The sequence below is a fragment of the Comamonas sp. Z1 genome (genome assembly GCF_008121555.1).
GTDB lineage: Bacteria > Pseudomonadota > Gammaproteobacteria > Burkholderiales > Burkholderiaceae_C > Comamonas > Comamonas thiooxydans.
The window spans coordinates 16,041-37,023 of the sequence record NZ_VOQT01000022.1 but is presented as its reverse complement, the minus strand read 5'-3'; the positions used below and the strand labels follow the sequence as shown (position 1 = coordinate 37,023).

The following is a 20,983-nucleotide window of genomic DNA, read 5'->3' as shown; positions in this document are numbered from 1 at the left end:
CCGGAGAGTCGTATCGCTTTTATATCGTCTAAGAGAATCTCTGGTTTATTGAGACAGACCCATTGTCAGATAGTTGCCCCAACGCGATTCTTTGTCGCTGCTCTTGGAAGTGGCAACCGAAATATACGCATAGGTTGTCTTGCCATTGAGTGTGATTTTGTAGGCCTTTGCATGTACAAGGGCGTTCTCCCCAGTGTCTTCCATGCCAGCCGTTGTCAATGCCTTCGAGAAGCCGAAGTCAGGTGAGTCGGGAGCTTGTCCAGTCTGTGTGAAGATGACGGAGTCGTCAGGTCGGAACTCGACAGTACCCGTGTTGATGCAATCTTCATAGTCATTGAAGATTTTCCCGTGCAACTCCTTGGTGTCGGTCACTGGCGTCCAGTCTTCAGAAATGTACGCATAGAAGCCTCGCTGCTGAGCACCCATTGCACCGGCTTCACCCTTGCAATACTGCGCGATACGGTTGCCCATCAGACTCGCCACTTTCACCAGCGGCAGGCCAACTTGGGCCACATTGCCCGAGCTATCAATGCTTGCTTTCACGGTCAAAAGCTCGCGGACAGGATCGGGAATCGACAACACATAGTCGCCGCCGAGCAGCTTGGCGGCGCCTGCACGGAAAGCAGTCATGTTCGGGAAAGTGAACGCGGTTCCCGCAAATGCTTCTTCGGTCAGTGGCTTGCCGTTCGATGCATTGTCAGCAGCTTGGGTTTGCGTCAGACCTGCAGAAGTCAGCGCAGAGCCATAGCTCTCCAGCAGATCATCACCAGCGTCACCCTTCTGAGCGTTGAACGCGCTCGTCAGCGGGTTGAAGTTTGAGGGCAATGCAGGCTTTCCAGGTAGACTAGCCAAGGTTCCCTTCAACTTGTCCTGCGCATTGTCCAAAGCCGTTGCAGAAATCTTGCCGCTTAGATCGCCATTGGTGACGGTATCAAACCAGGCATTGGGTTTGCTGTTGCTCAGAATCCCGACGATCAGATCGGTCAAAGGTGTGATGTTGGCAATGCCTGCACCTGCGACAACCGAGTGCAGGGCAGTGGGCAGGGCTTGACCATTGGCCTGACCGCCATCTACACGGATTGCGCAAGGATAGTCGCTGCTCTTGAGAGAGACTTTCCAGGTGCCGTCAGCGCCCGTGGTAGCTGTAGCCGTAGCGCCGGAGGCGCATTTCAGGGAAACGGTGCCGCCTACGATGGGGGCGCCGATTGCGGCCACACCGCTGGTTGTTGTAGTGCTGGGGGCGGGTGTCTCTGTGTTGCCGCCACTGCCAGAGTTTCCAGCATTGCTGCTGTTTCCACCGCCGCCGCCTCCGCAGGCTGCAAGTACGGCTGCCATGATGGCGCTCACTGCGATTTGAGCAATTCCCTTATTCGTAATCTTCCTCATTTATTCCCTCTCCAGTGGTTTATTGAATGTGAATGCCCGCTTGCAGGTGGGCAGTACTTTTGATGCTCAGATGGATATGCTTTTAGGTTGTCTCCGATCCGGAAATTTGAGTTTACGTTAAGAATCTATTTGTTACATTTATGTTTTTTTCAGCTAAACCATGCGGTTAGTTGGATTGGTTGCGCTGCCGGATATGCACCTGGGCACGGTCTGCAAAGTGCTTGAACTGAATCACCTGCCCATGTGCTTCTTGATTAGCAAAGTAGCCATCCAGCGCAGCGAAGAACTCCGAAGGCTTGAGTTGCAGAGCGATGATGATGATTTCCATATTGGCAAGGGTGATGTTTCTCTCACCCCGTTCCACACCGCCCATATAGCTGCGGTCTAGGCTGCAGTAATACGCAAAGCTCTCTTGCGAGAATCCTTGCGCTTTCCGAAACTCCCGAACCATCTGGCCAAAGGCCACTAGCACGGACAATCTCGCATCATTGGTGGAGGAGTGCTGTTCAATGGGGCGCAATGGTTGCTGCAAGCCCAGCGAATAGCCACAGACGCTAGGCCCACTGTTTTTGAAAACACGGGGCTTGCATTCACGGCTGCAAAGCTCACGGATAGCCAGATCACGGCCTTTGCGAATACGGGCTATGCGTACCATTGCCGTTGCTGGCACGGTGCAGCCCTGTTGGTGTTGCCGCCTCTGTTGCTGTAGCAGCCGGAGGCTTGGTTTCCTCTGGATAAAACTCTTCCACGATGTCTACAGCTTCATCAGGCGTATCTTCAAAGCTGCCATTGGCATAGCCCAGGCGTGCAGCTTCATCCAAAGCCATCTGATCAAACCCTGCGGCTTGACGCTGTGCAGTAATCTTTTTAGCTTGGGCAATCGCGGTATTCAAAGATATGCCACTGCGCACAATCAGATCGGCGTAGTAGATAGCTGAGCGATGGGATTGTGTGGTGGACTTACCTCGCAGCTTGAGCTCCAGTGGCATGGAGGCCAGATGACCGCCAGACACCGCAGCGAAGTACTGCAGCCTGGCTGCCAAGGTTCGGATGCTATTGAACCCCGTTGTCCTGAACACAAAGCTGCCCAGTTCATCGCTGTCACCGATGAGCAGATTCAAGCGTCCATAGGGCTTGCAACCGTCTTTGCCGAAAGCGCAGACATCAGGCCCAGGGCATGACATGGACTCCAGCCCCTTGCTGCTCACACGTTTGCAGCTCTCGCCATCACCAACACAGACGGGCCTGGCCGTCGTGCGATCAAACAAGGTGTAGTTGGCCCGCAGATTCAGATCGGGATCGTTGAACAGCACTCGCACCGGAATGCTGCGCAGCTTGCGCCGTGCAGGTGCCGAAGATGATGCTAATGATGAAACCGAAGAAGGCTCCACGGCCTGATCTGCATTGGACTCCGTTGCCGTACACGCACTGACGCCCATCTTCTCCTTAAGCGAACGCTTGCCAGTACGCACAGGCCGAGCCGTTGTACCGGTTTGGATTGCCTGCGCTGTATTAGCGGCATTACGGTTGTCTTCATCTCCATCAGGTGCGGGAGGCTGCGAGCCTTCCTTTATGCCGCTTTGCGCCTTGTCTGCAGCCAGGCGCAGTGCTTCATCCAACGGATGCAAGATCCACTGCCCACGCGACTGCAGCTGCGTAGTGATGGTGAATTCATCATCCTTCTCGGGAAGGCGTTTGCCATTGCGCTCCACCAGCTTACCGATGGCAATGCGGCCAATCACCGGAGGCGTAATCATCAAACCTTTGATCATGAGGATCTCCAAAAAAGGGCCCTCCAGGGCAAAGCCAAGGAGGGCAAGGGGAGGGGAAAACAATGCTTCGTCCCAAGCCGTTTCATTGCTCGGGTTCGTAAACACAGAAGCGCCGGGAGCCCGGTTTAGGACTCATAAAGCGCTGAGCCAGTGTGGGATGTGCTTGGACAAACTCGCTGGTGTTGAAGGTCTGTCCGTCCTTACTGCGCTTCCAGGTCACGGAGCCACCTGAGGCAAACAATGCCTTGCTGGCTTCACCCATGTGCATCTGAATACGCTGGCGTAAACGGGCTTCAAGCTTTTGGACGGCATCGAGATCGGTGCGCGCCCGCAGCAGTTCCTCAAACGTGGTGTTGAGTGCTTCATCGTCGCTGAGATCGACTTGATCACCTGCGCCAGATGGGAACAGGCAACGCAAAGCGGTATCGCTGCTGTCTGAGCCATCTCCGGCCGGTGCAACACCTTGCTGAACCATGTCCCAGAATCGCGTCTCCAAAGTGATCAGGCGGGCGATCAATACCTCATCTCGTTCGATTCTGAAGATTCGCAGCTCTTGCCCGCCGATCAGCACTGCCACATCGGCGGCACGATGGCCTGTCACGGCCAATTGATGCATCACCTGTAGTTGCACATACTCGGGAACGCCATCACGCCACAGACGAGCACCATGGATCCCCGCTGTCTTGCATTCCAAAATCTGAACCTCTGATGAACCCACGACTTCGCGGTCCACATTGGCCAGCATCCAAGGATGTTCAGAGTGCTGCAATACTGCATTCACACGGCGTACCTTGTTGCCCGTGCGCTTGGTGTAGTGCGCTGCCACAATCGGCTCCAGCATCGTTCCCCAGAACATTGGACTGGTGTCATCGTTGGGATCAATGGTCGGCAAGAGATTGCCCTTGCCGGTCTTTTGCATCCACAGTTCCAGTTGAGACTGATAGGGATTGAGGCCAATGGCCGCCGCAGCATCCGAGCTACCAATACCGGTACGGCGAATCTCCAGCCAGTCCTCTCGCTCCATGGCTTTGGTAGAGACCAGGCGCAAAGCCGCACCCTTGCGAGGCGTGCGTGCACCCGCAGCGCCATCCAGATTTCCATTCTTGAGAACATGCACAGACATCAAACTCTCCTGGCCCGCAAACTACGGGCATAAAAAAACCACCTCAAAAGGTGGCTTGGGTTGGAGGAAAACAGAGCAGAAAAAAGAGAAGAAAGCAGAGGGGATCAGGCCGGTGTGAAGCGTCCAAAGGCGACCCACAAGCTCTGGGTTCAGCTATTGCCATTCTGATAGCCCATCAGGCCACCAGCTGCAACGCATGATCGAGAGCACGCTGCTTGATCACTGCACCCTGACCAAACCAAGCACTGTCCAGACGGTTGTCCTGGCTACGCGCTTGCTTCTCATGGTCCACAAACTCCGTGACGGCACACAGCAGGCCCCAAGCCGTATCCTTGGCGGCCTGCATCTCAGCGCCACGGCCATGACCCTCGTAGAGCATCTGCACTTTCTTCAGCGCACGCTCGTTGGTAAGGCCCACTGAAGGATCGGAATGCTGATCCGTATTGCAGATCACCTTGAGGAAATAATTCATCGCCTCATGGGTCTTGATCTTGCGCTCGGCCAGTGTCTTCATGCGGTACATAAAGCTATCCCACTGGCCCACCGCCACACCCAACTGGCGCTTGACAGCCTGGGCATCAAACGAGGTGCTGTGAGGGACTTTGACGGCACCGACACCATCACGCAGTGCAATGGTTAGCGTGTTATTACAGACCACGCGCACGGTCGTTGGCATTACCACCGTAGCCAGTGTTCCATCGCAAGACGTTGCCAGTAGCAAATAGCCGTTGACCACATCCTTGCCCTTGAGGGCTGCTGACTTGCCGGTGCGGGCCAAAGCCCAGAACTTGCGACCGGCTTTGAGCACACCCGCAGTTTCTAACTCGTACCCAGCCACCTCAGTCAAGTCACGATAAAACTCCAACACCTCACGAGGTTGCACCACCTGGTAGCGGCTACCAACCACGGACAGCGGAGTTTGCGTATCGCTGCGGTACAGCACCTTTTGCTCTGCGAACTCCTTGGGCTCGGCATACAGGTCAGACAGCCCAGAAAGACCCGAATCGCCATCGGTGGCGAGATAACGCACAGGCGTTTCCTGAATACGCCAATCCATGCCCGCGGCCTGCGCCCAGACATCGATGCTTTGCTTGACGGGCAGGGCGTGGCCCAGTTCATGCCAAGGTGTTTGGCCGGTATAGGCCATGGTTTCTACGAGATGTGCCATGTGGAGTACTCCTTTGAAATGGAAGCGAACGAAGCGGTTTGACTGGGTTGGTTAGGTGCTTGCAGAAAACGTGTGGCCACATGCTTTACAGACAAGGTTGTCGAGCATGTGTTGATCAATCTTTTGGCCTACAGCTGAGCCGATCTCGCAACCAATGGCGCTGCCCGCAATACCGCCCAACAAGGCCCCTGCAACGCCCCCAGCCGTTGAACCAGCAGGCCCCACCAGCGCACCAGCAGCTATTCCAATCTGCGCTCCGCGCAAAGTACCTACAAAGCCGCCTGTGGCTCCTGCGGCAGTTCCTATAGCTCCAAAGGCCCTCTTGGCCCAATTGCGTTGAGAAATTTTTGTGCTTGAGCACATCGGACAAACCGATTGGGATTTCATAAACATCCTCAGTTGATGGTTCGGAAGGCGGAAGATCCGGTGGGCATCGCACCTTCAGTTTCGAGATGAGCTCTTGGGTTGTGCTCGCTGAGGTGATATGTGATTGAAATATCTTGGAATCTTAATTTTTCGAAGGCTTCAAGTGAGCTTTAGGGAGGCCACGTGACCTGTTTGATTTAGGCCACAACACCTGCGCATCGAATCTGTTCCAAGAGAAAGAAGCTGCAACTTGCAAACCGTGCGAATGTGTTCCTTCGCATGTGAATGCCCCTCGAGGGGAACTAAAAAAGTGCTCCATTCGCATTTTTTTCCGTTGCTTTATTTATCGTCCACCTTCGTGCCCGTGGCTTCGTGAAAGATTGATAAAAGCAAAACAAATCAATGGTTTAGCAATTTATTTTTTGCTATCTGATGTTTGTTGAAAAGTCAATATGGCTGCTTGAGTCTGGTGAGACCAGCTAAGGAGAGGGGTGTTCCCAAGGCTGATGAGCCGATGCAATGCGTCTTGTGTAAACAAAACGTGGGAAGTCAAACATGAATGCTGCAACGCAGGGTGGATCTGAGGATCTCGGAGAGATGGAGGCTACTTGGAGGCTTCAGGCAGTAGTGATCCGGCTGCCTGAGCTGTTAAGAACGCTTGGTATATCGCGCTCTACCGTGTATTTAAAAATTAACCCCGGCTCTAAATACTACGACAGGAAATTTCCTAAGCCAATCAAGCTGGGTAATAAAGCTGTGGGATGGCTTTTGCATGATGTCGTTAGCTATGTAAATGAACTTAAAAAGGGGTATTAAATATACGCCAATGAATTCACTTGAAAATATATAAATACATAGGTCCTATCGGTAATATCTAATTATTTTTGTATGTTGAATAATTAGTAAAAGAGATACGTATAAATAGATTATATATTTTCTTTGAAATAACTTAATAATTTTATCATGAGAATTAAAGATTCATTTGTTGAGCTTCAGCACTTAATTGGTGTTGATGTTGATAAATCTAGTTTCTACATTAATGGGTTGGAAAGAAAAATGTATGCGGAAAGGCTTATGTTCTATGAGATAGCAGTGAAGGTCGCTGCACTTTCTGATCGAATGCCATTTTTCAAATACACAAAGAATAGCCAAAGTAGAAGCTTTGCAAGAGCTTCAGAGTTAGGTGCAAAGATTCTGGCTGCATTGGATTATGCTGAGTGTAATCGTTTGTTTGAATGGGATAGTGAGTTTTATGAGCATGTAATGCTTCCGCCTCAATTGAAGCTAGTGTATCAAGCATGCTATGCCGCAAAAATACCAGGTGGAAGTCTGGTTGAAGGAGTCGGGTTTGTGAAATACATAAAGTATTCACATAGGAAATATTTTAATTCAAAAGAGGAAGTGCAGGATGATGCAATTAACTGCTTAAATGAATTTTCGGAAAATTTGAAAAAATCTCTCAGAAAATATTCCTTTAGGGAAAAGATTAAAAGCTTCGAAAGAAATTCAAGGGAACGTTATTTCCAATTGATGAATGTAGCATCTCAAGGGTGGGAGAAAAATTGCAAAAATATCTTGATAAGGATTGATTGGGGTTTTAAAAAAGAAAATATATTGATGCCTGTGAGGTTTAAGAATGAAAAAGAAATGTCTGATGTTTTTAATGAAGTTGATTGCTTGAGAAAGAGGATGCTGAAAAGCATTAAGAGGTTTTTTGGTGTTGATTTAACGTTTTATGCGTGGAAAATAGAGTGTGGAGATATAAAAGGTCTGCATATTCATTGGTTGGTAGCGGTTAATGGTTCAAAGAGAATGCATGCGGGTTATGCTGGAAAAGAAATAGTAGATGAATGGAATAAATATATTTGCGATAAAAACAGTTATGCATTTAACGTTAATTATTTAAAAGGCGGATATCGATCTGGGTTGAGGTTAATTGATTACAGGGATGAGGAGTTGCCGGAAATATTGGATAGGTACGTTGGCTATTTAACCAAGCTGGATTTTTTGATGAAGTTACGTGTCCCAGGAAATATGAGGACATTTGGATGTTCAAAATTGAAAAATCAGACAAATGAAAAACGCGGCCCCAAAAGAAGCGGTATTTCAACACTGAAGGAGAAAATAAAATGAATGAATATTTTAATAAAGCTGTTTACCCAATAGACGCTCTACCGTGTGCATTGAGGGATTTTGCAGATTCTGTTGTTGCTTCGACTCAGTCTACCTATGACATGGTTGTGCCTGTGATGCTAGCGACAATGTCAGCAGCAGTTCAAGGCGTTGTAGATGTGAGAACTCCTTATGGTACGAAATTGCCAACGAGTCTCTTTGTTTCTGTTATAGCCAAGTCAGGTGATAGGAAATCGAGTGTTCTGAACAGGATGACGCTTGGCTTTGAAGAATTCGAAAAGGGCAATTTGAAAGAGATCTCGCTGCCTGGCTGGCCTGCCCAAGAGGCTCTGGGTGGGCATCAATTTTTAATAGAAGAGGCCACAGAAAAGGGAGTGATAGACATTTTTAAAGAAGGTGCTAAATCGGTTTTTTACTCTCTCGATGAAGGTGCATTGCTCTTTAAAAATTTAGATATCCCAAATCTATGTAAGCGCTTTAATGGCGATACTATTCGCAATGTAAGTCGAACGAATGGAGTGGTTTTTCTGCACGATAGACGTACAGCATTATGCATGCTAACTCAAGATGTCACATTCGAACGATTTATGAAGAAAAAGGGTGAATTACTGGTCGAGTCTGGACTAATGCCACGAATGCTCATTTCTCAAGCATCTATTCAAAATGGTCCAATTGGTGGTTTTCCAGGATTTAAATTCCATAAAAATTCTGATGACCATAAATTCCATCAACGGATACGAGAATTGATGGTTGTTTATGCAAAATCATTGAGGATCGTAAACTATAATCGACAAGAAATTTATTTAGATGACGAGGCCGCAAATCTATGGGGACATTACAGCAACAATGTAGACATTTTACTAATGAAATATCCTGAGTGGAATGATATACGTGCATTCATGCGTCGTAGTTCTGAGCAGGTGATTCGTGTTGCTGGTGTACTTCAATACTTTATTGATGCTGGAGAGAAAATTCAAGTGTGGGCTGTTCGAGCTGCTATCTCAATCGTGCAGTGGCATATGTTGGAAGCTAAAAGAATTTTTGGAGAAGAATCTTTAGAATTGACTTCTTTCAGACTGGCAAAAAAAATGTATGAATATATGTTGAGAAGATCTCAAAAAATTGGCTCTGAATATATTGGGAAGAGTGAGGTTTTACGGTATGCGCCAAGTGAGTTGAGAAGTGCTGATGCACTGGATCTGGCTATCAACCAGTTGGCTGCATGTGGAAAAATCAGCATAGTTTCATATGGGAGAAAAACATATCTCAAATTAAATGAAATAAATCATTTTTTAAGTTTGCAAAATGGTGTGCTTGCTAATTGGTGATTTCGGTTTCCAAATTGTTATTGAGGGCGCTTCTAAATTGTTTGTCATTACACCATTTTTTTAGATATTTTGGAAGATCGTCAGTCACTAGTTTTTCGCCAAACTCTAAGGTAGGCCCACCCTTCACTACGGGGCTGCCTAATATATCCTGATAGTCTCTTAAAACTTGATCGAAAATTTTTCTATGTTTCTTAAAAAAATCATCGATACTTGTATTGTTTTTATTAACATCCTGAATTTTTGAAATTGCTTTCAAGGTCTCATTCATCAATACCTCCTCTCCATAATGACGAGATGCCACCGCAGTTAATGCTCTTTTACTTCTAATTTCTTCGCTAACTGGTACCCCTTTTTTGATCTGAAGGATTCTTAGTAAGCTGTAGGAATGAAGTTGAAGTGGAAAGAATTCAGGGACGACTTGATTAATAAAATTTGAATTGATAAAGTTTTCTTTGAGAAACAATTGAAGTCTGAATTCTTCAGAAAATGGATCAGGGTAGTTTTCTTTTGATGAGATGGTGTTGTAGTAGTTTTTCTTTATTCTTAGTGCTGTAATTATTAATCCAGCATAAGGATAAAAAACTATATCTTTTATGTTTTTTGAATATTCTTCAGAAATCTGACCATTAATAAAAGGTTCCTTGAAATTTTTTAGTTCTTTTGGGTTTATGCCTATTTTTCGATAGGCCTTTTGAAGGTCGGTGGGCCTTTTTTCTTCAATTTGATGGATGCAATTGGCGCTTTGTTTCCAGATTGCTTGGAGTTTTACTTGAAGTGAACCAGGTGAGTCGTACATCGCATAGGCCATCAGTCGCAGGTCTTCTTCAAAGCGGGAATCTTGCATTGTTGGCATTTCTCAGTCTGGCTGTTGTATCAGGAGCGTTGAGGCTGTCGTCAAAAAGTCTTGTTTCAAGAGAATATACAGACTAGAAGTGGTCCCGGTTTTTTGAACAAGTAGCTAAGCGAGATCTTTCCGTAAAAATGGCCCGGAGTCAGGGGCCAATTTGGAGAGATCTATGACCATCAAATCACGACGTAAGCACAACCCGGCTTTCAAAGCCAAGGTGGCTCTGGAAGCCGTGCGCGGGGAGCGCACGGTTGCTGAGCTGGCTCAGCAATACGAGTTGCATCCCACACAAATTGCCGATTGGAAGCGGCTTTTGCTGGAGAGGGCTGCTGATGTGTTTGGTGCAGCTCCTGCGCCTGTCGCCCCCGCAGTGGACCTCAAAGAGCTGCATGCCAAGATTGGGCAGCTGACCTTGGAGAAAGATTTTTTGCACGGTGCGTTGAGCAAAGCGGGCTTACTCAACGACAAGCGATGATCGACCGCAGCCATCGCCTGTCCATCACCGCCAGGCACAACTGATGTGTATCAGCCGGGGCGCTGTTTACTACCGCCGCAGGCCGCCGTGCAGCACTCAAGTGCAGCTCATGCACCGCTTGGATACCCTGCATATGGCCCATCCTTTTGCAGGCTCTCGCATGCTCAAAGGACTGCTGCAGCGTCAGGGGCACTGCGTGGGCCGCAGACATATTCGGACACTAATGAAGCGTATGTGCATGACCCCGTTGTATTGCAAGCCCCGCACCAGCAGTCCTCACCTGCAGCACAAGATCTACCCCTATCTGCTGCGAAACAAGACCGTTACGCATGCCAATCAAGTCTGGGCCATGGACATCACCTACGTGCGCATGCACACAGGCTGGCTCTATCTGTGTGCCGTGATCGATTGGTACAGCCGTAAGGTGCTGGCCTAGCGGCTGTCCAACACCATGGATGTGGGGTTTTGCGTGCAGGCCGTGCAAGAGGCCATTGCCTGCTGGGGAACGCCGGCGATCTTCAATACGGATCAGGGCAGTCAATTCACCAGCGATGCCTTTACCACAGAGCTCAAGCGCCATGGCATCCGTATCTCAATGGACTGCAAAGGCGCTTGGCGTGACAACGTCTTTGTGGAGCGCCTATGGCGCTCCATCAAGTACGAAGAAATCTATCTCAAAGCCTATGACAGCGTGCGTACCGCACGCTGCGGGATTGGCCAATATCTGCAGTTTTACAATTCACAGCGACCCCATCAGGCGCATCGCCAGGCAACCCCTGACGAGGCATACTTTGCAGCATTGCCGTTTGCACCAATGCAGGCGGCATAACCCCGAAGATCTCGCTTAGCAATTGGGTTGAGTTGTTCAAACGACCGGAGCCACTTCTCTGTGGAATACCGGCACAAACTTGGCCTAGCCGCATAAAACTAGTCCAAATTTTTATCCGCACCTCCAACCGGGGGCTAGTGGGTCACTTCTGGGTGGAAATCAACAGGCAGTCCACTTCCTCGTTTTTGTGCCGCCTACATTGCCCAATGTTCTGCCTTGGCTCGGGGCGGGCGTGAGTTCTTAACATGCTCTAGGGAACCTCTGCATAAAGCGATTCCAAGCCTGGTAGCGCCTGGGTGAGACTAACGTTCCGGTGATTCCTCACCCAAGATGCCCGCGTTTCGCGGGCATCTTGCCTTTTCAGGCTGCCATCATCGGCTTGGATGGGCTACTCACCAGCAAGCGCCCACGGGCCATCCATAAGTTCGCCAAGGCAAACAGGGTGTGCAGTTGCTGGGTGTTTTTAGCCAAGCCTCGGTAGCGAACTTTGACGTGGCCAAACTGGCGTTTGATCACTCGGAATGGGTGTTCGACCTTGGCCCGAATCTTGGACTTCACCTTCTCAAGCTGCTCTTGCAAGGCGGGTATCGGTTGCTGTGGATCGAGCGCTTTGCGTTTGCTACGTTTCATGGCGATATGCCAACGCAGCTTGCGCTCGGGTGTCGGCACAGGCATGTCGGGACGTTTGTCAGCGCCCTGATAGCCCGCATCGCCATATCCATCGACTTCTTGCCCGTGCAGCAGGCTGTTAGCTTCGAGCACATCACCGACATTGGCGGCGGTGCCACGCACAGTGTGCACCAAGCCCGAGTCGGCATCCACGCCAATATGGGCCTTCATGCCAAAGTACCACTGGTTGCCTTTCCTGGTCTGGTGCATCTCGGGATCACGAGACTTGGTGTTGTTCTTGGTGGAGCTGGGTGCAGCGATCAACGTGGCATCGACGATGGTGCCTGTGCGCAGCAGCAGCTTCTTGCTTTCCAGCAAGTCCGTGACCGTCTTCAGAATTTGCTCAGCCAGCTTGTGCGCCTCCAGCAAATGGCGAAAGCGCAAGATCGTGCTCTCGTCGGGAGTAGGACTGCCCCATGACAGCCCCACGAAATCCCGAAACAGCGGCATGTCGTGCAGCGCCTCTTCCATGGCTGGGTCGATGAGTGTGAACCACTGCTGCATAAAGTGAATGCGCAGAAGCATCTCTACAGGAAACGGTGGCCGGCCTTTGCGCCCTTCAGGGGCATAGGGCGAAATCAAGGCCAGCAAGTCTTTCCATGGCACGACCTGCTGCATTTGCTCGAGGAATTCGCGTTTGCGTGTCTTCTTGTTGGAGAGGTTCAGGCCGAGATCAGATTGCTGCATGGGCTTGGATGCTGCCGCCCCCGGCATACATGTGCAAGCACATGCGTTGAGGACTTATGCAGAGGTTCCCTAGAGGCACAGATATTGAATTGAGGGAGTGCTAGCGATAAGGATGGGCAGGCCACAGATGAGTCAAAAAGTGCCAAATACTAGGGCAAACACTTGCATGTAACTCCTGTTCTTGGTTCAAAATTCTTCGATGCATTTTTTTTGCGTGCAAAATTGAATGCAAAAAAGAATGCAATTAACCTAAGGCTATACAAGGAAGACCTTCCATGAAGTTTCCAGCGTTTGCTTATGCGCGTCCCAGCACGCTAGAAGAAGCAATAGACCTATTGAGCCGCGACGATGAATCGCGGCCTCTTGCGGGTGGGCAGTCGTTACTGCCAGTGATGGCGCTCCGCCTCGCCGCTCCCGGCACACTTGTGGATTTGGGGGACATTGCAGCGCTGAAGTTGATTGAGCTGGATCCCAGCGGCACGACGCTGCGCATTGGAGCCATGTCCACGCACGCCAACAATTCCGTCAGTCCTTTGATCGAGGAATTTGCGCCGCTGATGACACAGGCTCTGGAGCATGTGGCGCATGAGGCAGTTCGAAACCGGGGCACGATTGGTGGTAGCGTTGTTAACGCTGACTCCAGTGCGGAAATGCCGTTCGTCACGACAGCGCTCGATGCCGTGATGGTGCTGCGTGGAGCTAATGGTGAGCGCTACGTGCCGGCTGCGGATTTCTTTCAAGGGCATTTCTCCACGGCATTGCAGCCCGGTGAATTGCTGGTTCGCGTTGATGTTCCTCTCTCGACATCGCAATGGGTGTTTGAGGAAGTGGCGCGGCGTCCCGGCGACTTTGCGTTGGTGATGGTGGCTGTGGGCCTCGAGATCTTTGATCAACGTTGCGAAGGCGCGCGGATTCTCATTGGCAGCGTGGGTGATCGTGCCGTGCGGGCCAAGGAGGCGGAGCAATTCCTAAAAGGCAAAAAGATCGATGAGCAGGTAATCGATCAAATGATTGAGCTGGCGCTTTCGGGCGTCGCAGGACGCGCAGATATCCACGCCAGTGCCGAGTCCCGTCGGCAACTTGCCCGAACCTTATTGCGCCGCGCGACGCGACGCTGTCTGAAACAGGAGCCCGCATGATTCAAGCAGAAAAAAATACAACCCTTGCCGTGAGCGCCACAGTCAATGGTCGCACGGTGCAATTCAATGTTGCTCCGCGTGTGAGTCTGGTCGACACGCTGCGCGATGAGTTGAACCTCACCGGCACAAAGATTGGTTGTGAGCATGGCGTTTGCGGCGCGTGCACTGTGTTGGTGGATGGTGTCACCGTTCGTTCCTGCCTGATGCTGGGCGTGCAGGCGCACGGTTGCGACATTCGTACCGTGGAGGGTTTTTCGGACAAGGCAAGCCTGAGCGCTTTGCAGCAGTCTTTCAAAGACCATCATGCCTTGCAGTGCGGCTTCTGCACGGCCGGCTTTTTGTCCACCGCGACTGCGCTGCTGGAGCGCAATCCCACGCCGTCGCGCGAGGAAGTGCGTGAGGCGATCTCGGGAAATATTTGCCGCTGCACGGGCTATGAAACCATCGTCGATGCCATCGTGAGTGTGAATGCATCGCAGAAGAACCTTCGCATTGAAAAGGAGCCAAGCCATGGCCAAGAGTGATGTTGCTGAACTCAAGCCGCGGCTGATGGGTGTGTCCATCTCGCGCAAAGAAGACGATGCATTTCTGACGGGGCGTGCGCAGTATCTCGCGGACATTCGACTGCCGGGCATGCTTCACGCGGCGATTTTGCGCAGTCCCCATGCGCACGCGAAGATTCTGAGCATTGATACCTCTGCCGCACGGGCATTTCCTGGCGTACACGGCGCCTGGACGGGTGACGACATCATCAAGTTGTGCACGGGTATTCCGGGTTCACAGCAGATCAACGGATTTGTCACCACGGTTCAGCCTTTGCTGGCGCACCAGATTGTTCGCTATGCAGGTGAGGCGTTGGTGATTGTGGTCGCGCAGAATCGTCGCACGGCTGAGGATGCGCTCGAGTTGATTGATGTGGAGTACGAAGAGCTCCCGGTCATCGCCAACATTGATGCCGCCATGGCTGAAGGTGCGCCGCTAGCGAACGAAGGCGTTCCTGGCAATCTCGTGTTTCGCCACAGCCATTCCAGCGACGATTTGCAGAATGTGTTTGCGCAGGCTGCAGTGACCGTCGAAGGCGAGTTTCACAACAACCGCGTCAGCGCATCTCCGATGGAGCCACGCGGATACATTGCCCGGCATGAGTGGACTACCGGACAGATGACCTTGTGGTCGGCCACGCAAATGCCTGCACTGGTGCGCACCATGGCGGCAATCTTGCTGAACTTTCCTGAGCAGAACCTGGAAGTGATCACGCCTCATGTGGGCGGGGGGTTTGGGCAGAAGGCGCACTTGCATCCTGAAGAGTTGTTGGTGTGCGTGTTGACCAAGGAGCTGGGCGCGCCAGTGGCGTGGTTTGAAGATCGACAGGAAAACCTGCTGAGCGCCACGCACGCCAAGCACCAGGTGAACCAGATGGCGCTGGCCTGCGATGCCAACGGCAAGTTCCTCGGTATTCGGGCGCGTGGGTTGACTGACGGCGGTGCCTACAACAGCATGCCTTGGACGCAACTAGTCGAGGCGCATGTGGGCCTGCGGGTGCTGACGGGCGTGTACAAGGTGCCTCGCATGCAGGATGAGGCCATTGCCGTCACTACCAACAAGTGTTCCATTGGTGCATACCGCGGCGTGGGCTTTCAGGCACCACACACGGCGCGCGAGATGTTGATTGAGAAGGCGGCGCGCAAGCTTGGTATTTCTCCGTTTGAGATTCGCCGCCGCAACGTGATCCTCGATCAGGACTTCCCCTACACCACACCGAGTGGACTGACGATTCGCGAAGGCACGTTCCTGAAGTCGATCGACGAGCTGGAGCGCATGGTGGACTACCCGCGCTTTTTAGAGCGTCAGAAAGAGGCTCGGAAACAAGGGCGTTACCTTGGGCTGGGCTTGAGCGTGTTCAATGAAATCAGCGGCATCGGCACACGTGCGCTTTCCTATCTGAACACTCCGACCACCACTCACGATACCGCCACCGTACGTATGGACGCTACGGGCAAGGTGACCGTCACAACGGGTCTTGTCGCTGCAGGGCAGGGGCATTGGACTACGCTTGCGCAGATTGCGGCCGATGCGTTTGGGGTGAGTACGGAGGATGTGGTGGTCTGTGCGGGTTCCACCAACCATGCATCCAGCTCGGGCACATGGGCGAGTCGTGGTGCGGTGTTTGCTGCGGGCACCATTGGGCGCGCTGCGGACATCGTGCGCCAGCGCCTGCTGCAGTTGGCTGCGCATCTGCTCGAAGCCTCGGTTGAGGATTTGGTCATGGACAAAGGCATGATCCACGTGGCCGGTGTTCCCGCCAAGGGAATGCCGCTGGCTCAGGTGGCTGGCGCGGTTTATTTTGCGGAAGCTACTCATCCACCGGGCTTTGAGCCATCGCTGGAAGCGACTGCGGCTTTCGATCCTGCTGACGTGGTGTTGGCCAACGGTGCACATGCGGCCATTGTTGAGGTGGATATCGAAACCGGCATTGTCAAAGTTGAGCGTGTCTTTGCCATTGAGGACTGCGGCCAGATGATCAATCCGATGATCGTCGAAGGGCAGATCCGTGGCGGCGTGGGTCAGGCCATTGGCTCCGTGCTGCTTGAAGAGCTGGTACACGACAGCAACGGGCAACTGCTCACTACTACTTTCATGGATTACTTGCTGCCCACGTCGGTGGATGTGCCAGATATTGAGATTCACCATCTGTGCACACCGTCGGCGCTTGTTCCTGGTGGGGTCAAGGGCATGGGTGAGTCGTCCATGATTTCTGCACCGGCTGCGCTGGCTTGCGCAGTCAATGATGCGCTGGCGCCGTTGGGCGTGGAATTTCAGCGCTTCCCGATCTCCCCCGAGCGAGTGCTCAGCACGCTGGCGATCAAGCGAGCAAGCGGCTCAGAGCACGCCGCTGCGTAAAGCACCGATGTTGTGCATCGATGTCGATGCATTTCGTTTGCAATTTCAATTTCGAGTGATGTCATGAACTTCAGCTACCAATTCGAACTCCCCGTGCCCGTAGAGCGGGCGTGGGCCACTTTGATGGATATTCCTCGCGTCGCGCCCTGCATGCCCGGTGCGACCATCGAGTCCAGTGACGGCAACAACCACATCGGTAAGGTGCGCGTTAAGCTGGGCCCAATCGAGTTGACTTACCGCGGCGCAGTCACCCTTGTGGAGCGCGATGACGCTCAGCATCAGGCGCGCGTGAACGTGGTCGCCAAGGAAATCAAGGGCGCAGGCGCAGCCAAGGCAGAGTTGACACTGGCGGCTGCTGAGTCTTCTCCCGGCACGACCAAGGTGTCCGTTTCGAGTGAATTCTCTATCAGCGGCAAGGCGGCGCAATTTGGGCGCGGCGTAGTGGACGAAGTGGCTGCTGTCATGATGGGCCAGTTTGCCGAGCGTCTGTCACGCTTGCTGCAGCAGCCGGACGCAGCTCCCGCACCAGCGCCGGTCACCACCGCCGCTGTAGCTGCCGCACCCGCGCTTGCGGTAGCCTCTGCACCGCTTGCAGACACTACTGTTGCTCAGCAGTCTGCTCCCTCAATTCCGCAAGCAAGAGCCATCGATGCGTCGATGGCGCAGGAAATGCAGGTCATGTTCATCCAGATGTTGAACGCCACCACAGCCGCCGCCAACGCGGCCACAGCGGCTGCCAACGCCGCCTCTGCCGCGGCATCAGCGCTGGCGTCTGTGCATGCACGTGTTGGCGTGCAGTCCGCTGGTTCGTTCAATCAAGACAACGATGCCCTCGATATGGGTAACGTGATGGGCGCGGTGCTCTATCGACGCCTCAAGTGGGTGGCTCTTGCCGGTGTGGCTGTGATCGCTGTGGGCGCAATGATCTACATGGGCGGGAGAAACTAGTGGCTAGTGCAGCGTTCACCTTGGAGTCGCCGCTGCAGATCCAACAGGCGTTGGATCAGGCAGGCTACATCACGGCTCAGCCTTTAGCGAGCGTGCTGTATTTGGCAATGGCGCTGAATCGTCCGTTATTTCTCGAGGGCGAGCCAGGCGTTGGCAAGACGGCTCTGGCCAATGCGATTGCTTCGGCGACGGGTGCAACGCTGTTTCGGCTTCAGTGCCACGAAGGGCTGGACGCCACGCATGCTTTGTATGACTGGGATTTCCGCAAACAGATGTTGCACCTGCGGGTCAATGCACACGAAGGCGCGGATACGGAGTCACTGGAGTCAGGCTTGTACTCCCGGCGCTTTTTGCTGGCGCGCCCCGTCATGCAGGCATTGCAAACCAGCCCAAGCGTGCTGCTGATTGATGAAATCGACCGTGCGGATGATGAGTTTGAAGCGTTGCTGCTCGAAGCCCTGTCCACTCACAGCATCACCATTCCTGAGATTGGAACGATCCGCGCCGAGACGCCGCCGTTGGTGATACTGACGTCCAATCGCACGCGTGAAGTGCACGATGCGCTGAAGCGACGCTGCCTTTATCACTGGCTGGAACACCCCAGCGCAGACACTGAACTCGCTATCTTGCGTCGTCAACTGCCGCAGTTGTCTTTGGAGTTCTCGCAGGAGATTGTGGCCACAGTGCAAGCACTGCGTAGCCAACATTTGCTTAAGCCGCCCGGTATTGCCGAGAGTCTGGATTGGGCCGGCGCGCTGTTGGCATTGAGGGCGAACAATCTTGCTGATCCGGTTGCGGCGTTGGCGTTGGGGGCGTTGGTTAAGCACAGCGAAGATATGGCCAAGGCTGTGTTCCCGGCATGACAACGCAGATCTGCTCAACCGCTGTAGGTGTGCAACTGATGACACAGTTGGCGCAGATGCTCGAGCGCCAAGGTCTCGAGATCGGAGCGGAGCGCCTGACGCATTGGATGGAGGCGACACAAAAGCTCGCTCCGTTCGATCTAGATACCCTGCGGCTCACGGGCCATGCCACGCTGTGCCGCGACACCGACAGCATGGCCTTATTCGACCAGTGCTATGCCGTCTGGTGTGCGCAGCAATCCTTGCAGAACACCGTGCCTGCAGTTCGGCCGGCGCTGGCGAGCCTTGCGTTGCCGACAAGTTCGGAGCAGCCAGCTGCACCAGCGGCCGAGCAGCGCCAGGAACTGGCATTGGCTGCCGCGCAAGACCTGCTGCGTCAGCGTGATTTTTCGAAGTTGAATGAACAAGAAAAGGGCGAGATTCAGCGTCTGTTGTTGGCCTTGGAGGCTGCACCTGCCATGCGTCGATCAAGGCGTTTTCGCCGCGCAGCGAGTGGTCGGATTGATCTGCGCAAGACCTTGCGAGCGGCGCTTCGCAGTGATGGCGAGACACTGGACTGGTGCTATCAGCAGCCTCGTCAACGGCCTCGTAGAAGGGTGCTGTTGATTGATGTGAGCGGCTCGATGGCTCCGTATGCCGATGCACTTTTGCTGTTGGGTTTCGCCTTGATGCGCTCCGCACCCAAATTCACCGAGGTGTTCACGGTGGGCACTCGCTTGACGCGCTTGACGCGGGCTTGGCGTACGCCCGATCCTGAGCATGCCCTTGCGCTCGCATCACAGGCCGTTCCGGACTGGATGGGTGGAACTTTGCTGGGTGAGCAATTGCAGGCGTTTCTGGATCGCTGGGGTAAGCGCGGCATCACGCGGGGTGCGGTGGTGATGATTGCATCAGATGGTTGGGAAAACGGCGACGGCAAGTTGCTCGGCGCGCAGATGGCGCGACTGCATCGTATGGCGCACAGCGTGGTCTGGTGCAACCCACATAAGAGCAGTGCGGGCTATCGCCCCATCGCGCGAGGTATCAGCAATGCATTGCCGTACATCGATCATTTCGTGAGTGGTTGCAGCGTGGATGAGCTAGAGCAACTCGTGCAGACCATGCAGACATCAGGCGGCGCTGCGCGCCATGCGGGTGTACCGCCGAACAACGTTAGACATTGAGGCTCATGCGTATTGATCGTCATGGGCATTGTGGAGGTGAAGTGAGTTGGATTTTTTGCTTATGTTTGCATGCAAATTTGCATCCGTGTGGCAAATGAATTCAAAAAACAGGGTGCGATCTGTGTTGCAGATCAAAGCGCCTGGCTAGGTAGGCATCGTTTTTGTGGGTTCTCCAACAGCAGTGGGCTAAGGAGTTTCTTCTTCAAGGAGGCAGTATTAAAGTGGATCAGCTCATTAATAAAGGCGTGGCTCTCGTGTTGGCCGCTATGGCGGCATCAGCCGGCGCGACAGAAGGCGGTACATCCATGTACCCGGCTGGCTCAGAGGCTTACACCTGTTGTGCCTTGCCTCCACCGGGCACCTACGGAATGCTCTATTACCAGAACTACCAAGCCAATAAGGCGGTCGACAATGCAGGTAAGACCGTAACGCCTGATGGTTTCAAGGTGCGAGCTAACGCAGTAGTGCCGCGCTTCATTTGGGTGCCCAAGGAGACTGTGTTGGGCGCATCTCCTGTGGTGCATGCGATTGTTCCTATCGTCAATCTCGACGTTGCTGTGGCGCCGGGCCTTTCGCAAAGCAAGACAGGCGTCGGCGATATCACGGTGGGTGCGGGTCTTGGCTGGCATCACAACGAGAACGTCCATTCGCTTTTGGCCTTCGACCTCTTCATGCCGACAGGTAGCTACCGCAAGGAAAATCTGGCGAACATTGGCAAGAACCACTGGGCGATTGCTCCAGTGGCTGGGCTGAGCTATATCCAGAAGAGCGGCTTGAATGCGGACATGCAGCACATGGTCATCTTCAATGGTCGCAACAGTGATACTGATTACAAGTCCGGTGTTGAATGGGTCATGGAGTACGCGCTTGGCTGGGGCATGGGCAACGGCTGGACCGTGGGTGTTGGTGGATATTGGTATCAGCAACTGACTAACGATAAGCAGCACGGTGCGAGCCTGCCTGGCTCCAAGGGGCGCACGCTGGCGATTGGTCCAGCGATCCGCTATGACAGCGGCAAGGGTTGGTTCTTCACGGCAAAGTACGAGACCGAAACACAAGTCCGCAATCGTTCTGACGGACGCTCGTTCTGGCTTCGAGGCGTCTATTCGTTCTGAGCGTTCGCCGCGAGGGTGAGCCACATGGACCGCTTGCAGTGCCGATGTCTTCCATGGACACGACAGAGCAG

General features: G+C 52.9%; 17 protein-coding genes and 1 pseudogene. 11 read left to right on the top strand and 7 right to left on the bottom strand.

The window, feature by feature from the left end:
* Window positions 1-45: 45 nt before the first annotated feature.
* From FSY45_RS24235 to FSY45_RS24215, 5 genes are all read right to left on the bottom strand, one after another.
* Window positions 46-1,386, bottom strand: a complete 1,341-nt coding sequence (locus FSY45_RS24235) for a hypothetical protein (RefSeq protein WP_081007871.1) — start codon at window positions 1,384-1,386, stop codon at window positions 46-48.
* Between the two features lie 166 nt (window positions 1,387-1,552).
* Window positions 1,553-2,041 carry a helix-turn-helix domain-containing protein gene (locus FSY45_RS28395; protein WP_254302942.1) on the bottom strand — a complete coding sequence of 163 codons (489 nt, stop codon included), beginning with the start codon at window positions 2,039-2,041 and terminating at the stop codon, window positions 1,553-1,555.
* Entirely contained in the window at window positions 2,007-3,158 is a 1,152-nt protein-coding gene (locus FSY45_RS24225) for a hypothetical protein (protein ID WP_054076085.1), read from the bottom strand. The genes FSY45_RS28395 and FSY45_RS24225 overlap by 35 nt, the downstream gene beginning before the upstream one ends.
* 82 nt (window positions 3,159-3,240) lie before the next feature.
* On the bottom strand, window positions 3,241-4,281 hold the full coding sequence (locus FSY45_RS24220) for a YqaJ viral recombinase family protein (RefSeq protein WP_054076075.1): 1,041 nt from the start codon (window positions 4,279-4,281) through the stop codon (window positions 3,241-3,243).
* A gap of 175 nt (window positions 4,282-4,456) precedes the next feature.
* Entirely contained in the window at window positions 4,457-5,449 is a 993-nt protein-coding gene (locus tag FSY45_RS24215; RefSeq protein ID WP_054076076.1) for a DUF932 domain-containing protein, read from the bottom strand.
* A gap of 921 nt (window positions 5,450-6,370) precedes the next feature.
* Here FSY45_RS24215 and FSY45_RS24205 point away from each other — a divergent pair.
* The 3 genes from FSY45_RS24205 (at window position 6,371) to FSY45_RS24195 (ending at window position 9,276) form a co-directional block, all read left to right on the top strand.
* A complete protein-coding gene (locus FSY45_RS24205) occupies window positions 6,371-6,631 on the top strand; it encodes an AlpA family transcriptional regulator (RefSeq protein ID WP_202967643.1) in 261 nt (86 codons plus the stop codon).
* A 147-nt stretch (window positions 6,632-6,778) separates the two neighbouring features.
* Window positions 6,779-7,948, top strand: a complete 1,170-nt coding sequence (locus FSY45_RS24200) for an inovirus-type Gp2 protein (RefSeq protein ID WP_054076077.1) — start codon at window positions 6,779-6,781, stop codon at window positions 7,946-7,948.
* On the top strand, window positions 7,945-9,276 hold the full coding sequence (locus tag FSY45_RS24195; protein WP_081007881.1) for a DUF3987 domain-containing protein: 1,332 nt from the start codon (window positions 7,945-7,947) through the stop codon (window positions 9,274-9,276). Before FSY45_RS24200 ends, FSY45_RS24195 begins: the two co-directional genes overlap by 4 nt.
* On the opposite strand, the gene FSY45_RS24190 is transcribed toward FSY45_RS24195, so the two are convergent.
* The gene (locus FSY45_RS24190; RefSeq protein ID WP_148728342.1) at window positions 9,266-10,120 is read right to left on the bottom strand and encodes a hypothetical protein; all 855 of its coding nucleotides are present in this window, start codon (window positions 10,118-10,120) and stop codon (window positions 9,266-9,268) included. The genes FSY45_RS24195 and FSY45_RS24190 overlap by 11 nt on opposite strands.
* Before the next feature lie 172 nt (window positions 10,121-10,292).
* Between FSY45_RS24190 and FSY45_RS24185 the strand changes: the two are divergent.
* Window positions 10,293-11,427, top strand: a pseudogene (locus FSY45_RS24185) (IS3 family transposase).
* Between the two features lie 360 nt (window positions 11,428-11,787).
* On the opposite strand, the gene FSY45_RS24180 reads toward FSY45_RS24185, so the two are convergent.
* Window positions 11,788-12,783, bottom strand: coding sequence for an IS5 family transposase (locus tag FSY45_RS24180; protein ID WP_054076086.1), 996 nt, complete (start codon window positions 12,781-12,783; stop codon window positions 11,788-11,790).
* Window positions 12,784-13,058: 275 nt separating this feature from the next.
* Between FSY45_RS24180 and FSY45_RS24175 the strand changes: the two genes are divergently transcribed.
* From FSY45_RS24175 to FSY45_RS24145, 7 genes are all read left to right on the top strand, one after another.
* Window positions 13,059-13,922, top strand: coding sequence for a xanthine dehydrogenase family protein subunit M (locus FSY45_RS24175; RefSeq protein WP_054076079.1), 864 nt, complete (start codon window positions 13,059-13,061; stop codon window positions 13,920-13,922).
* The gene (locus tag FSY45_RS24170; RefSeq protein ID WP_054076080.1) at window positions 13,919-14,446 is read left to right on the top strand and encodes a (2Fe-2S)-binding protein; all 528 of its coding nucleotides are present in this window, start codon (window positions 13,919-13,921) and stop codon (window positions 14,444-14,446) included. Before FSY45_RS24175 ends, FSY45_RS24170 begins: the two co-directional genes overlap by 4 nt.
* Entirely contained in the window at window positions 14,433-16,823 is a 2,391-nt protein-coding gene (locus tag FSY45_RS24165) for a xanthine dehydrogenase family protein molybdopterin-binding subunit (RefSeq protein WP_054076081.1), read from the top strand. The genes FSY45_RS24170 and FSY45_RS24165 overlap by 14 nt, the downstream gene beginning before the upstream one ends.
* Before the next feature lie 63 nt (window positions 16,824-16,886).
* A complete protein-coding gene (locus FSY45_RS24160; RefSeq protein WP_054076082.1) occupies window positions 16,887-17,771 on the top strand; it encodes an SRPBCC family protein in 885 nt (294 codons plus the stop codon).
* On the top strand, window positions 17,771-18,634 hold the full coding sequence (locus FSY45_RS24155; RefSeq protein ID WP_054076083.1) for a MoxR family ATPase: 864 nt from the start codon (window positions 17,771-17,773) through the stop codon (window positions 18,632-18,634). Before FSY45_RS24160 ends, FSY45_RS24155 begins: the two co-directional genes overlap by 1 nt.
* Window positions 18,631-19,797 (top strand): VWA domain-containing protein, encoded by a 1,167-nt coding sequence (locus FSY45_RS24150; protein WP_081007882.1) that lies wholly within the window; start codon window positions 18,631-18,633, stop codon window positions 19,795-19,797. Before FSY45_RS24155 ends, FSY45_RS24150 begins: the two co-directional genes overlap by 4 nt.
* A 221-nt stretch (window positions 19,798-20,018) precedes the next feature.
* The gene (locus FSY45_RS24145) at window positions 20,019-20,912 is read left to right on the top strand and encodes a transporter (protein WP_255443424.1); all 894 of its coding nucleotides are present in this window, start codon (window positions 20,019-20,021) and stop codon (window positions 20,910-20,912) included.
* Window positions 20,913-20,983: the final 71 nt, after the last annotated feature.